This window comes from Salinarimonas sp. (assembly GCF_040111675.1).
Taxonomy (GTDB): domain Bacteria; phylum Pseudomonadota; class Alphaproteobacteria; order Rhizobiales; family Beijerinckiaceae; genus Salinarimonas.
Genome location: NZ_CP157794.1, coordinates 1,294,641 through 1,308,721, shown reverse-complemented (window position 1 = coordinate 1,308,721; position 14,081 = coordinate 1,294,641). Strand labels below are relative to the sequence as shown.

At 72.3% G+C, this 14,081-nt stretch carries 9 protein-coding genes; 3 read left to right on the top strand and 6 right to left on the bottom strand.

What is annotated here, in order from left to right; genetic code table 11:
• Positions 1-19: 19 nt before the first annotated feature.
• The 4 genes from ABL310_RS06065 to ABL310_RS06050 all read right to left on the bottom strand — a co-directional run bounded on the left by ABL310_RS06065 (position 20) and on the right by ABL310_RS06050 (position 8,574).
• A complete protein-coding gene (locus ABL310_RS06065) occupies positions 20-2,803 on the bottom strand; it encodes a [protein-PII] uridylyltransferase (RefSeq protein ID WP_349370797.1) in 2,784 nt (927 codons plus the stop codon).
• Positions 2,804-2,893: 90 nt separating this feature from the next.
• Positions 2,894-3,175, bottom strand: a complete 282-nt coding sequence (gene infA, locus ABL310_RS06060; protein ID WP_349370796.1) for a translation initiation factor IF-1 — start codon at positions 3,173-3,175, stop codon at positions 2,894-2,896.
• A gap of 227 nt (positions 3,176-3,402) precedes the next feature.
• Positions 3,403-7,122 carry an AsmA-like C-terminal region-containing protein gene (locus ABL310_RS06055; RefSeq protein WP_349370795.1) on the bottom strand — a complete coding sequence of 1,240 codons (3,720 nt, stop codon included), beginning with the start codon at positions 7,120-7,122 and terminating at the stop codon, positions 3,403-3,405.
• Positions 7,123-7,155: 33 nt separating this feature from the next.
• Positions 7,156-8,574 carry an FAD-linked oxidase C-terminal domain-containing protein gene (locus ABL310_RS06050; RefSeq protein ID WP_349370794.1) on the bottom strand — a complete coding sequence of 473 codons (1,419 nt, stop codon included), beginning with the start codon at positions 8,572-8,574 and terminating at the stop codon, positions 7,156-7,158.
• A 194-nt stretch (positions 8,575-8,768) separates the two neighbouring features.
• Between ABL310_RS06050 and ABL310_RS06045 the strand changes: the two genes are divergently transcribed.
• Positions 8,769-9,305 carry a thioesterase family protein gene (locus ABL310_RS06045; RefSeq protein WP_374730372.1) on the top strand — a complete coding sequence of 179 codons (537 nt, stop codon included), beginning with the start codon at positions 8,769-8,771 and terminating at the stop codon, positions 9,303-9,305.
• Positions 9,306-9,323: 18 nt separating this feature from the next.
• On the opposite strand, the gene ABL310_RS06040 is transcribed toward ABL310_RS06045, so the two are convergent.
• Positions 9,324-9,653, bottom strand: a complete 330-nt coding sequence (locus ABL310_RS06040) for a DUF6949 family protein (protein ID WP_349370793.1) — start codon at positions 9,651-9,653, stop codon at positions 9,324-9,326.
• Between the two features lie 122 nt (positions 9,654-9,775).
• On the opposite strand from ABL310_RS06040, the gene ABL310_RS06035 reads away from it, so the two are divergent.
• Positions 9,776-10,447 carry a hypothetical protein gene (locus ABL310_RS06035; RefSeq protein ID WP_349370792.1) on the top strand — a complete coding sequence of 224 codons (672 nt, stop codon included), beginning with the start codon at positions 9,776-9,778 and terminating at the stop codon, positions 10,445-10,447.
• Positions 10,448-10,745: 298 nt separating this feature from the next.
• Here the strand turns inward: ABL310_RS06035 and ABL310_RS06030 are convergent, their stop codons facing one another.
• Positions 10,746-12,347, bottom strand: coding sequence for a peptide chain release factor 3 (locus tag ABL310_RS06030; RefSeq protein WP_349370791.1), 1,602 nt, complete (start codon positions 12,345-12,347; stop codon positions 10,746-10,748).
• A 247-nt stretch (positions 12,348-12,594) separates the two neighbouring features.
• On the opposite strand from ABL310_RS06030, the gene ABL310_RS06025 reads away from it, so the two are divergent.
• Complete coding sequence (locus ABL310_RS06025; protein ID WP_349370790.1) at positions 12,595-14,064, top strand: cytochrome ubiquinol oxidase subunit I; 1,470 nt, start codon at positions 12,595-12,597, stop codon at positions 14,062-14,064.
• Positions 14,065-14,081: the final 17 nt, after the last annotated feature.

Below are 14,081 nucleotides of genomic sequence, written 5' to 3'. Positions count from 1 at the left end.
AGGGCGCGAGCGCGATGAATCAAGCGCGCGCGGCGGCCGGCTCCTTCGCGGCGTCCTTCGCCCGCCCGGCCCGATCGCGCGCGAGCACCTCCATCACCGCCTTGCGGATGGCGCTCTGGCGCGAGGCCTGGACGACCTTGCCGCCGGTGAGATCGGTGACGTAGAACACGTCCACCACCTTCTCGCCGAAGGTGGCGATGTGGGCGGAGGCGATGTTGAGGTTGAGCTTGCCGAGCGCCGTCGTGAGGTCGTAGAGCAGCCCCGGCCGGTCGAGCCCGGTGATCTCGAGCACCGTCTGCCGCGAGGACAAGGTGTTGTCGATGATCACCTCCGGCACGACGTCGAAGGGCTTCGTGCGCTCGCGCGGCTGGCGGCGGCCGTCGACGAGGTCGGCGATCTTCACCTCGCCCTTGAGCGCCTTCTCGATGGAGCGCGCCACGCGCTCGGCCCGGCGCAGCTCGTCCTCGTCCTGGTCGAAGGCGCGCGAGACGAAGATCGTGTCGAGCGCCAAGCCGTCGGCGGTGGTGAAGATCGCGGCGTCGACGATGTTGCCGCCCGCCGCGGCGCAGGCGCCGGTGAGGATGGCGAGCAGCCGCGGGTGGTCCGGCGAGAGGACGGTGAACTCGGTCACGCCGCGGAAGGCGTCGGTCTCGTAGGAGACGGACACCGTCTTGCCGGCGCGCTCCGCCTCGCGGATGAAGCGCGCGTGCTTGACGCGGTAGCGCAGGTCGACCTTGAGCCAGTAGGACGGATAATGGCGTGCGGCGTAGGTCTCGACCGCCTCGTCGGACCAGTCCCCCAGCTCGGCGCGCAGATCCTCCTGGGCGATGCGGATGCGCTGGGGCCGCTCGACGTCGCCGGCCGCGCCGCCCAGCACCATCTCCGTCTCGTAGTAGAGCGTGCGCAGGAGCTCGCCCTTCCAGCCGGTCCAGACCCCGGGTCCCACCGCGCCGATGTCGCAGACCGTGAGGAGGAGGAGGAGCTTCAGCCGCTCCATGGTCTGCACGACGCCCGCGAAGTCCTGGATCGTGCGCGGGTCGGAGAGATCGCGGCTCTGGGCGATGGTGGACATGAGCAGGTGGTGCTCGACCAGCCACGCCACCGTCTCGACCTCCGCCGGCGTCAGGCCGAGCCGCGGCCCGACCTTGCGGGCGATGCGGGCGCCGGCGATGGAATGGTCCTCCTGCCGGCCCTTGGCGATGTCGTGCAGGAAGAGCGCGACGTAGAGCGCGCGCCGGTGCTGGACGGAGTGGATGATGCGATGCGACAGCGGATGGTCGGCGTCGAGCCGGCCGGCCTCGAGATCGGCGAGCCGGCCGATGGAGCGGATCAGGTGCTCGTCGACCGTGTAGTGATGATACATGTTGAACTGCATCATCGCCACGATCCGCCCGAAATCCGGCACGAAGCGACCGAGCACGCCGGATTCGTTCATGCGCCGCAGCACGCTCTCGGGCGCGTTCTTCGAGGTGAGGATCTCGAGGAAGAGCTTGTTCGCCCGCGGATCCCGACGCACCTCGGTGCCGATCAGCTTCAGGCAGCGGCTGGCGAGGCGGCTCGCGTCGGGATGGATCGCGACGTCGTTGCGGTCCGCGTGCCAGTAGAGCGCGATCAGGTTGACCGGGTCCTTGGCGAAGACCTCCTCGTCCTTGACCGTGATGCGCGCGTTCTCGACGACGAAGTCCCCCGATTGCAGGCGCTTGGGCTTGGGCCGGCGGAACGAGCCGATGACGCGGTCGAGCATCGGCTTGGGCTTGGCGTGGCGCGCTTCCATGGCGGCGCAGACGATGGCGGTGAGATCGCCCACGTCCTTGGCGCGCAGGAAGTAGGCCTTCATGAAGCGCTCGACCTGGGAGAGACCGACGCGATCGGAATAGTCGATGCGCGCGGCGACCTTCGGCTGGAGGTCGAAGGTCAGCCGCTCCTCGGCGCGGCCGGTGACGAAATGCATGTGGCAGCGCACGCGCCAGAGGAATTCCTCGCAGCGCGCGAAGAGCCGCGCCTCCTCCGGGGAGAACAGCCCCGCGGCGACGAGCTCCTTGGGGTCGCGCACGCGGTAGACGTACTTGCCGATCCAGAACAGGGTGTGCAGGTCGCGCAGGCCGCCCTTGCCGTCCTTGACGTTCGGCTCGACGAGGTAGCGCGAGGCGCCGACGCGGCTCACCCGGCGGTCGCGCTCGCGCAGCTTGGCGTCGACGAACTCGGCCGCCGTACCCTCCACCACCTCGGCGTCGAAGCGCCGCTGGAGCTCGGAATAGAGCGCCTCGTCGCCGAGCAGCAGGCGCGTCTCGAGCAGGGCCGTGCGGATCGTCATGTCCGCCCGCGCCTCGCGGATGCACTCGTCCACCGAGCGCGTGGCGTGGCCGACCTTCAGCTTCAGGTCCCAGAGGATGTAGAGCATGGATTCGACCACGCTCTCGCCCCAGGCGGTCTGCTTGTAGGGCAGGAGGAACAGGAGATCGACGTCGGAGCCCGGCGCGAGCGTGCCGCGGCCGTAGCCGCCGGTCGCGACGAGGGCGAGGCGCTCGCCCGTCGAGGGGTTCTCGAGCGGGTAGAGGTGGCGCGTCACGGCCTCGAAGGCGGTGCGCACCACGCCGTCCATCAGGGTGCAGATGCGGCTCGCGCAGGCGAGACCGTTCGCTTCGGCGACGAGGCGGGCGTCCTCGCGGGCGAGGCCCTCGTCGATCGCCGCGCGGAGCGCCGGGACGAGGCGCGCGCGAAGGTCGCTCGCGCCGGCCGGCGGATCGCGGGCGAGGTCGTCGAGGCTATCGCTGAGCGGCTCTGGCAGGACGGGCTGACGCATGCCGTTTGGTAGCACGCCGCGGGGGCGCCGGGAAACGAGCCTTTCGGCCGCGCCGCCACTCCCCTCGGGGGCCGGCGGCGCGGGCGCGGCTCAGCGGCGGCGCGGGCCGCCGGGGCGCGAGCCGCCCGGGCGGGGGCCGATCGGGCCGCGGTCGTCCTTGTGGCGGAACACGAGACGTCCCTTGTCGAGGTCGTAGGGGGACATCTCGACGGTGACGCGGTCGCCGGCGATGGTCTTGATGCGGAACTTGCGCATCTTGCCGGCGGTGTAGGCGATCACCTCGTGGCCGTTCTCGAGCTCGACCCGAAACTTGGCATCGGGGAGAACCTCGGTCACGATGCCCTCGAAGGTGATCAGCTCCTCTTTCGCCATACGGTCATCCTTTGATCAGCGAGCGCGCCCGTCTCGCCGCGCGAGCGGGGGCAAATCTTGCGCTCTGGCTTTAAACCCGAGGGCGCGCGAGGTCAAACGCGCGCGGCGCATGCCGCGGCGGACGCGGGCGGCCAAGGCCGCCCCGGGGCGCGCGCCTCGTTCTCGTTCCGGTGATGTGGGGTGCGCGGGACCCCGAGGCAAGGCCGTCGCGCCGCGCGGCCGCTCTCTCAGAGTGTCGGCGCGGGGGTCGGCGGCCCGCCGTTCTCGATGATGCGCCGGATGGCGTCCTGATCGAAGGTCGGCAGCGCCGGCGCCTCGGCGGGCCGGGCGTCCTCGGCCGGAGGCGGCTCCTGCTCGGCTTCCTCCGCCGCCCGGCGCGCCTCCTCCTCCGACCGGAGCCGCTCGGCCTCCGCCGCCCGGCGCGCCTCCTCCTCCAGCCGAAGCCGCTCGGCCTCCGCCGCCCGGCGCACGCGCTCCTCGGCGAGGGCCTCGACGGAGCGGGCCTCGGCCTCCCGGCGGCTCTGCTCGACGGCGCCGCGGCGGCGGATCTCCTCGGCGCGGCGGCGGGCGACCTCCTCGCGCCAGGCCTCGGCGCGCTCGCGGCGCAGCTCCAGCATCCGCGCCTGGTCGATCCGGCGCTGGCGCTCGCTCGCCTCGCGCTCGAACGCCTCGATGCGCGCGAGCTCGCGCTGGAGCACGATGGCGGCGATGCCGTTGGTGAGCGGGCCGACGTCGATCGTGCGCGCGAGGCCGCCGATCGGCCCCGCGAGCGCGTAGCCGATCATCGGATCGGGCCCCTCCCAGCCCTGCGGCGCGGCGGGCGAGCGCAGGAAGCCCCGGATGTCGAGGGTGAGCGAGCGCAGGTCGAGCGCCGCGACGCCCTCGAACCCGCCAGCGGCCCCTTGCGCGCCGTCCGCGTCGACCCGCACCGGCGAGAGATTCAAGACGCCCGAGACCAGGGTCGCCGGCGCCTCGACCGCCTGCGCGCGGAACGGCGCCTCGTCGAGCGCCGCGCCGACGAAGGTGTCGATCCGCCGGCCGCCGAGCGGGTCCTCCTCCCGAAGCGCGCGCTCGAGGCCCCTGCCGATGGCGCCCGGATCGGCGCCGGGCACGACGAGGTCGGCGATCGTCACCCGGCCCTCTCCCGCCAGCGCGCCCACCACCTCGGCCACGCTGCCGCCGACGCCGCCGAAATCCACCGTGCCGGTCAGCCGGCCGTCGATGGCGAGCTCCGGCGCGATCTCGGAGAGGGCGAGGTCCGCCAGGGACGCCTCGCCGACGATGGAGGCCTGCTCGGCCGTCGGCCGGCGCAGGGTGAGGTCCGCCGCGATCCGCCCGTCGGCGAACGCGCCCTCGAGGCCGGTGATCGTGAAGCCGTCGCGGGTCAGGGCGAGGCCGAAGCGGGCCTCGCGCGCGACGTAGCCGCGTCCCAGCGCCAGCGCGTCCACGGTGACGGTGGCGCCGCCGCGCTCCAGCGGCCGGCCGAGCGCCGCGAAGGCCTCGCGCGACCAGAGCGTATCGCGCTCGGCCTCGAGCACGTCGCCGATGGCGAGCGTCTCGGCGAGCCAGGGCAGCGACAGGCGCTCGAGCCGGATCTCCCCCTGCGGATCGCCGCCGAGCGGCCAGGTCAGGTCCGCGCGCACGCTCTGGCCGGCGACCGTGCCGCCGGCCTGCAGCGTCGTCTCGAGCCCCTCGCGGGAGAGCGAGGCGCGCAGGTTCGCCGGGACCGGCTCGTCCGCAGCCACCCTCCCACCGAGGAGCGCCAGGGCCGGGCGGACGTCCGCGCTCGCGAGCACGATCTCGCCGTCGAGCGGCGAGAAGTCGATGGCGTCGAGGGCGAGCGGGCGCGGCGTCGACAGGCGCAGGCCCGCCATCTCGCCGGCGATGCGGGCGACGAAGCGGTCCGGCCCGCTGCGGCCGAGGGTGAGGGTGACCAGCGAGGGCTCCCCCGCGACGAGCGGGCTCTCCACGTCGAGCCAGCGCCGGGTGTCGTCGGTGGAGAGCTCGACCTCGAGCCGCTCGGTCCGCCCGTCGAGCGTGAGCCATTGCGCCGAGATCGGCCCGCCCGCGGCCGTGCCCTCGATCGCGGTGCGCAGGCCGGGCTGCGCCCCGTTCGCCGCGTCCGCGAAGCGCTCGACGGTGAGCGCGACGTCGAGGCCGCCCTCGCGGATGAAGGCGGGAATGACGTCGACGGCGTCGCCGAAGGCGACGCGCCCGAGAAGCGCGATCAGCGGCTCGGCCTCCACCGCCTGCAGGCGGCCTTCGATCCGCCCCGCCCCGTCCTCGTCGATGCGTCCCGACACGGAGACGTCGGCGCCGGCGAGGTCGGAGATCTCCAGCGTGTCGACGAGGATCCCCTCCCCGCGCGATTCGAGCCGGGCCTGGATGCGGCCCGCGCCCTCCAGCCCCTCGAAGCGCACGTCCTCGGCGTCGATGATCAGCGCGACGTCGAGCTCGGACGGCAGGTCCGCGAGCGCGGAGAGCTGCGGCAGGCGCGCGACGTCGAGCCCGTCGGCGGCGATCTGCGCCTCGAGCGTGGGACGCGCGCCGGCCTCGCCCGGCTGGTAGCGCAGCGCGCCGGTGAGCGCGGCGTCGCCGGCGGCGAGGCGCAGGTCCGAGAGCGCGACGAGATCCCGGCGGAGCACGATGTCCGCGTTCAGGTCGATCGGCTGGCCGTCGAGCAGGCCGAGACCGGGCCCGTCCAGCCCGGCGCGGCGCAGGAAGCGGGCGAGCCGGGCGCTGTCGGCGACGTTCAGCGAGACCCGGCCGTCGACCACGGGCGGGTCCTCCAGCGCGACCTCGCCGAGAAAGCCGAGCGCGGCCTCGCCCGGCAGGGTCGCGGTCGCCTCGCGCACCGCGAGCGTGTCGCCGTCGGCGACGACGTCGAGGCGCACGCCGGCGATCTCCTCGCCGAGCACCGACAAGCTGTCCACCGTGAGGTCGAGCGCGACCGGGACCGGCAGCGCGCCCTGGGCCGTGGCGGTCAGCGCGCGCCCGAGCGGGCTTTCCAGCATGCGCTCGGCGACGATGCGCCGGCTCGTCAGCGCGAGCCGAACGCGCGGGTCGTCGAGCCGCACGAAGCCCGAGCCCTCGAGCCGCGCGCCCGTGGCGGCGTCGCCGGTCTCGATGGAGAGATCGGCGAGCGCGACGCCGCCCGGCGCGGTCTCGAAGCCGGTCTCCACCACCATCGGCGCCGCGTCGGGCTCGGGCGGCGCGACGATCATCCGCCCCTCGCCCGCGAGCGCGGCGGCGAAGAAGCCGCCGCCCGCATCCGTCAGCGTCAACGCCGCCTCGGCGTCGAAGCGCACGGGACCCTCCTCGCCCGCGAGGAAGCGCATCGGCATCGCGCCATCGGCGTCGAAGCGGCCCGTCACCAGCCGGAACGACAGGCCGTCGGCGACGCCGTCGATGCGGTACGGCCCCCCGAGCGCGTCGGCCGAGAGCCGCACGTCGTCGAGCGTGAGCCAGCGCCGCGCCCCCATCTCGGGGGAGACGGCGACGATCGTGAGCGCGTCCGTGCGCAGGTCCTCGAAGGCGAAGGTCGTCGCGGTCTCGGCGCCGGGCGCGAGCGCGCCGGGAAGCCGCAACCCCGCATCGCCCCGCGTGGGGATGCGGATCTGCGCGTCCGCGGCATAGCCCGCGGAGAAGCGCACCTGCCCGCGCAGCAGCGGCGCGAGCTCGATCTCGGCCACCACGTCGTCGGCGACGAGAGCGGCCGCGTCCTCGCCCGACCCGCCGATCACCAGCCGGCCGACGCCGAGCCGCGGCGAGGGCAGGAGCCGCACCTCGATCGGTCCCGCGGTCTCGATCGGCGCGCCGGCGGCGCGCGACAGGGCCGCCTCGACCTCCGCGCGGCGCAGGTCCCAATCGATCAGCGGCGGCGCGACGAGCGCCGCCGTGAGCAGGACGATGACGAGACCCGCGAGCGCGGTCAGGATGTCACGCAAGACGGTAAGACCCTTCTCTCGGTCGCACCCGGCTCATACCGGCGCCACGACCTTGCCGGGGTTCATGATGTCGTGCGGATCGATGGCACGTTTGATCGCACGCATCAATTCCAGCGCGGCCGGGCCGTGCTCGGCCTCGAGATAGCGCATCTTCTTCTGGCCGACGCCGTGCTCGCCGGTGCAGGTGCCCTCCATGGCGAGCGCGCGCTCCACCAGCCGGTCGACGAAGGCCTTGGCGCGGGCGACCTCGTCGGCGTCGTCGATGTCGACGAGCGGCAGGACGTGGAAATTGCCGTCGCCCACATGCCCGACGATGGGCGCGACGAGCCCCGAGGCGTCGGCGTCGGCGATGGTCTCCTCGACGCAGTCGGCGAGGCGCGAGATCGGGACGCAGACGTCGGTGGCGACGCCCTTGGTGCCGGGCCTGAGGCTCAGCGCGGCCCAGTACGAATCGTGCCGCGCCTGCCACAGCCGCGAGCGCTCCTCCGCCTCGGTGGCCCAGGCGAAGGGTCCGCCGCCGAGTTCCTCGGCGATCTCGCCGAAGCGCTCCGCCTGCTCGCGCACGCCGGCCTCGGTGCCGTGGAACTCGACGAAGAGCGTCGGCGCCTCCGCGAGGGAGAGCTTCGAATAGGCGTTGCAGGCGCGCACCTGCGCCGCGTCGAGGAGCTCGATGCGTGCGACGGGGATGCCGGACTGGATCGCCAGGATCGTCGCCTCGCAGGCGGCGCGCACGCTCGGAAAGGCGCAGACGCCCCCCGAGATCGCCTCGGGAATCCCGTGGAGCTTCAAGGTGATCTCGGTGACGATCCCGAGCGTCCCCTCCGAGCCGACGAGGAGGCGCGTGAGGTCGTAGCCCGCGCTCGACTTGCGGGCGCGCCGGGAGGTGCGCACGATCGCGCCGTCGGGCGTCACGGCGGTGAGCGCCACGACGTTGTCCTTCATCGTGCCGTAGCGCACGGCGTTGGTGCCGGACGCGCGGGTCGCGACCATGCCGCCGAGCGAGGCGTCGGCGCCGGGGTCGATGGGGAAGAACAGGCCCTGATCGCGAAGATGGGCGTTCAGCTGCTTGCGGGTCACGCCCGGCTGGACGACGCAGTCGAGATCCTCGGCGTGCACGGCCAGGATCGCGTTCATCCGGCTCGTGTCGACAGAGACGCCGCCGAAGGGCGCGTTGACGTGGCCCTCCAGCGACGAGCCCGTGCCGAAGGGGATGATCGGCACGCGGTGCTCCGCGCACAGGCGCACGATCTCGGCCACCTCCTCCGTCGTCTCGGGGAAGACGACGGCGTCCGGGGGTTCGTTGGCGGCCCAGGTGAGCGTGCTCGCATGCTGCTCGCGGACGGCGCCGGCGGTCGAGGCGCGGGCGCCGAACCGCTCCGCGAGCCGCGCGAGCACGGCCGCGAGCGCGTCGGGCGCGGGGCGCGATCTCGGGACGGGATGCGGAGCGTTCATGACGGCCTCGGTGCTTCGGACGCGATCGGATCGGGATCAACACGAATCTAACAGAGGTCGCGCCCCGGGAACATCCGCGCAAATCGCCCGATCGGGATGAAACCGCAGAGCCTAAACCGATTTTACCGTGTCGCGCACTGGACGTGCGCGCGCCGATTCGGCACCCTCTTCCCGGCAGGACTCCGGAGGGACACGTGGGCGACGATGCGCCGACACCGATCTTCTTCTTCGCGCCGTTCGTCTCGTCGACGATGCGGGTCGAGGACGCGTGGATCGACTACAACGGCCACATGAACCTCGCCTATTACCACGTGCTGTTCGACCGCACGCTGGACGAGGCCTTCGGGCTCGCCGGCCTGGGGCCCGACTACGTGGCGGAGAAGAAGGCCTCGTTCTTCGCCGCGGAGGCGCACGTGCTCTACCGGCGCGAGCTGAAGGCCGGCGACGCCGTGCGCGTGACCCTGCAGCTGCTCGACACGGACGAGAAGCGCTTCCACGTCTACATGGAGGCGCGGCACGCCAGCGAGGGCTGGACGGCCGCGACCTGCGAGATGCTGTCGCTGCACGTCGACCTGACGACGAAGCGTGTGACGCCCTTCCCGGAGGAGATCCGCGGCAATCTCGAGGTGATGCGCTCGGCCCATGCGCGCCTGCCGCGGCCGGACGCCGTCGGCCGGGTGATCGCGATCCCGAGCGCGGAGCCGCAGCGGGCGACAGGCACGCGGCACTGAGGCCGCCGCCTCCCCGGGTCAGGCGCCCATCACGAGCCCGATTCCGTTCAGCAGCACGCGGCCGGCCACCAGGCTCCAGAAGCCTGCGATGCAGGTCGCGATCATCACGAAGGGGATGGGCCGGCGCTCGAAGCGGCGCCCGCGCACGGTGTTGCGCAGGATGATGAAGGGGGCGCAGAAGACCAGCATCGGCAGGCTCGCCATCGCCACCACGGCCCCGCGCTCGAGCAGCGAGAAGCTCGCCCGCGTGCGCGTGACGAGCTCGAAGGCGCTCGCCAGCAGGCCCGCGAAGGCGAAACCGAGGATCAGGGCCTGCAGGGCCGAGGCCGAAGCCGGGTCGAGGCTCATGCGCGTCTCCGCTCACCGGCCCGTCCCGGGCCGGCACGGCGATCCTGCCCCGGCTTTTACCGATCGTTAAGCACGAAGCGGGAAAAGGGTTAACGTCGCCCGCTGGCACCGAGGAGCCGCCGATGCCCCGCGCCGCCGCGCTCACCGCCGATCCGCAGCCGATCCGCTGGCGCCGCATCGGCCTGCCCGCCGCCTTCCTGATGCTCGCCATCGCCGCCGGCCTCGCGGCGCTCGCCCTATGGTCGCGCATGCTGATCGCGCCGGCGCCGGTCGCGATCTCCGGGACGGTCGCGGTCGCGCTCGCCGACCGCACCCTCGTCGTCCCGCGGGCCTGGCTGATCGAGCCGCATGGCGGGCGTCCGGTGGCGCGGCTCGCGCTCGAGGCGCCCCTGCGCGAGCTCCTCGACCGCGACACGATCCCGCACGACCTCGCGATCGGCCTCGCGATCCAGCCGGCGGACGACGCGCCGGCGCCCTCCGACCGGCCGGCTCTCCTGTACAATCGCTTCCTGCTGCCCGGGGCCGAGTCCACCGCCGACGGCCTCGTGCGCCGCGTCTTCGAGCCGAGCTCCCCTTATGCGGGCGAGGCGCTCTTCCTCGCGCCGCCGCAAGGCCGCGCCTTCGCCGCGCGCTGCCTCGACGGCGCGGCGGCGGAGGGCGTGCGCCTTCCTTGCCTCGCCGAGATCCGCCGCGCCGGCCTCGACGTGCAGGTCCGCCTCCCCCGCGCGGCCCTCGGGCACTGGAGCCGGATCACGGCGGCGGTGGACGGGATGGTGACGCCGACGGGGCGGTGACGCTGCTGGCAGAGGCGCGACGCGGGCTCTCCCCTCTCGCTCGTGGAGAGGGACCCGGGGTGAGGGGCGATCAGAACGATCTCGCCCGTCATGACGCGCTGGCACCCGTCCCGACATCCGGCCGAGCCCTGCCCGGCGCCCCTCTCCACCGGGGCTGCTCGACCAAGCATCGTCGCAAGACGTACTCGATGGCGACGGACCCGCACGGCATCAACGGCGCGCACGTCCTGTAGGCCCCTCACCGCCAACCCCTCTCCACGAGGGAGAGGGGAGTGCGTCGGCGCTGCTCCTCCCCGCCTCACCCGGCCTTCTTCTGATAGTCCTTCACGTCGGTGAAGCGGATCTGCGGCCAGCGCTCCTCGTCGTAACGCAGCGAGAAGGGCGAAGGCGCGAGGAACACGGGGGCGCCGTCGAGATCGTCCGCCATGGCCGAGCGGTTGGCGGTCATGAACTCGTCGAGCGTCTTCTCGTCCTCGCTCTCGATCCAGCGGCAGACGGAGAAGCGGGTCTGCTCGTAGTCGATCGGCAGAGAGTATTCCGCCTGCAGCCGCTCCTTGAGCACGTCGAGCTGCAGCGCGCCCACCACGCCGACGATGGCGCCCGAGCCGTCGTGCGGCACGAAGAGCTGGACGACGCCCTCCTCGGCCAGCTGCTGGAGCGCCTCGCGCAGCTTCTTCGCCTTCATGGCGTCGGAGAGCTTCACGCGGCGCATGATCTCGGGCGCGAACGAGGGCACCCCGCGGAAGATCAGCTCCTCGCCCTCGGTGAGCGTGTCGCCGATGCGCAGGGTCCCGTGGTTGGGGATGCCGACCACGTCGCCGGCATAGGCTTCGTCGGCCACCGCGCGATCCTGGGCGAAGAAGAATTGCGGCGCCGACAGCGTGATCGGCTTGCCCGTGCGCACGAGCTTCGCCTTCATGCCGCGCTGGAGCCGGCCCGAGCACACCCGCATGAAGGCGATGCGGTCGCGGTGGTTCGGGTCCATGTTCGCCTGGATCTTGAAGACGAAGCCCGTCATCTTCGGCTCGGTCGCCTCCACCGCGCGCCCGTCCGCCTCCTGCGCGCGGGGCGGCGGGGCGACGGCGCCGAGCGAGTCGATCAGGTCGCGCACGCCGAAGTTCCGCAGCGCCGAGCCGAAGAAGACCGGCGTCAGGTGCCCCTCGCGGAAGGCGCCGAGATCGAACGTGTTCAGCCCCTCGCGGGCGAGCTCGACCTCCTCGCGGAAGGCCGCGCGCTCGGCCGGATCGGGCAGGAGCTCGTCGAAGAGCGGGTCGTCGGGCCCCGAGACGGGGGTCGGGACCGCCTCCTCGTCCAGCCGGCGCACGGTGCTCGCCGCGAGATCGTAGGTGCCGGCGAAGGAGCGCCCGCGGCCGATCGGCCAGGTCACGGGCGCGGTGTCGAGGGCGAGCGTCTTCTCGATCTCGTCGAGGAGGTCGAACGGGTCGCGGGTCTCGCGGTCCATCTTGTTGACGAAGGTGACGATCGGGATGTCGCGAAGCCGGCAGACCTCGAAGAGCTTGCGCGTGCGCGCCTCGATGCCCTTGGCCGCGTCGATCACCATCACGGCCGAATCGACGGCGGTGAGCGTGCGGTACGTGTCCTCCGAGAAGTCCTCGTGGCCCGGCGTGTCGAGCAGGTTGAAGACGTGGCCGCCGTACTCGAACGTCATCACCGAGGTGACGACGGAGATGCCGCGGCTCTTCTCGATCGACATCCAGTCCGAGCGCGTGGAGACGCGGTTGCGCTTGGCCTTCACCTCGCCGGCGAGCTGAATCGCGCCGCCGAAGAGCAGCAGCTTCTCGGTCAGCGTGGTCTTGCCCGCGTCCGGGTGCGAGATGATGGCGAAGGTGCGGCGCGCCGACACGGGATCGGCGGCGGCGGGGCGTACGGCGTCGGTCATCGAGGATACGGCTTCGGTGATGCGGGGTGGCCGCCCTCAGATGGGGCAGAACGCGGCAAAACGCAAATCGCCGCTTCGGAAAGCGCCCCTCCCCCATTCGGTCGCGCGTCCGACCGCCGCGCCTCGCCCCCAGGAACCGCCGCCTTCCGCGTGACGTTGGCCGCGCATTCGACCCGCGGCCACGACGCGCCGCGTCCGCCTGCGCGCGTCGTATCCCCGACGCGCCGTCCGAACGAGGGTTCGACCCATGGAACTCGACGCCTTCATGCTGTCGCGAATCCAGTTCGCGTTCACGGTGGCGTTCCACATCATCTTTCCCGCCTTCACGATCGGGCTCGCGAGCTGGCTCGCGGCGCTCGAGTTCCGCTGGCTGAAGACCGGAAACCCGGTCTTCAAGAACCTCTACAAGTTCTGGGTGAAGGTGTTCGCGATCTCCTTCGGGCTCGGCGTCGTGTCCGGGGTGGTGATGTCCTACCAGTTCGGCACCAACTGGTCGGGCTATTCGGACTTCACCGGCAACGTGCTCGGCCCCGTGATCGCCTACGAGGTGATCACCGCCTTCTTCCTCGAGGCGGCCTTCCTCGGCATCATGCTGTTCGGCTGGAACCGGGTCGGCGACCGGCTGCACTTCTTCGCCACCTGCATGGTGGCGCTCGGCACGCTGCTCTCGGCCTTCTGGATCCTGTCGGCGAATTCCTGGATGCAGACGCCGGCGGGCCACGAGATCCAGAACGGCGTCGCCGTTCCGGTGAACTGGTTCGAGGTCGTCTTCAACCCCTCCTTCCTCAACCGCTTCAGCCACATGGTGATGGCGGCCTATCTCACCACCGCCTTCGCGGTGGCGGGCATGTCGGCCTACATGCTGCTGCGCGGGCGCCGGCGCGGGCGGGAGATGGGCCAGACGCTGCGCATGGAGGGCGCGCGCCGCTCGCTGTCCATGGCGACCGCCTTCGCCGCGATCTTCGCCCCGGTCCAGATCTTCCTCGGCGACCTGCACGGGCTCAACGTCTTGGCCTACCAGCCGACCAAGCTCGCCGCCATGGAGGGGAACTGGGAGACGCAGGCCGGCGCGCCGCTGCTTCTGTTCGCCATCCCCGACGAGGAGGCCGAGGAGAACAGGTTCGAGATCGGCATTCCCAAGCTCGGCTCGCTCATCCTCACCCACTCGCTCGACGGCGTCGTGCCGGGGCTGAAGGAGGTGCCGCCCGAGATGCGTCCGCCGATCTGGCCGGTGTTCTATTCCTTCCGCGTCATGGTCGCGATCGGCTTCCTGATGCTGTTCGTCGGCGCCTGGTCGATCTGGCTGAGGCTCAGGGGCCGGCTCTACGACAGCCCCGCCTTCCTGTGGACCTGCGTCGCCATGCTGCCGTCGGGCTTCATCGCGGTGCTCACCGGGTGGTTCACCGCCGAGATCGGCCGCCAGCCCTACGTGGTCTACGGCCTCATGCGCACGATCGACGCGGTCTCGCCGGTGACGACCGGCGCGGTCGCGACGTCGCTGATCGCCTTCGTCGTGGTCTACGCGATCATCTTCACGGCGGGGACCTACTACCTCGTCAAGCTCCTGCGCCGCGGGCCTGACGAGCACGAGGTCATGCCCGGCGGGTCCCTCGCCGAGCGCCCGAAGCGGCCCTTCTCCGCCGCGGAGGAGCGCCTGCCCAAGGGCGACGTCGGGCGCGAGCGCGCGCGCGACCGCGACCGCACCCCAGCCGAGTGACCACGAGACGGGAGAGC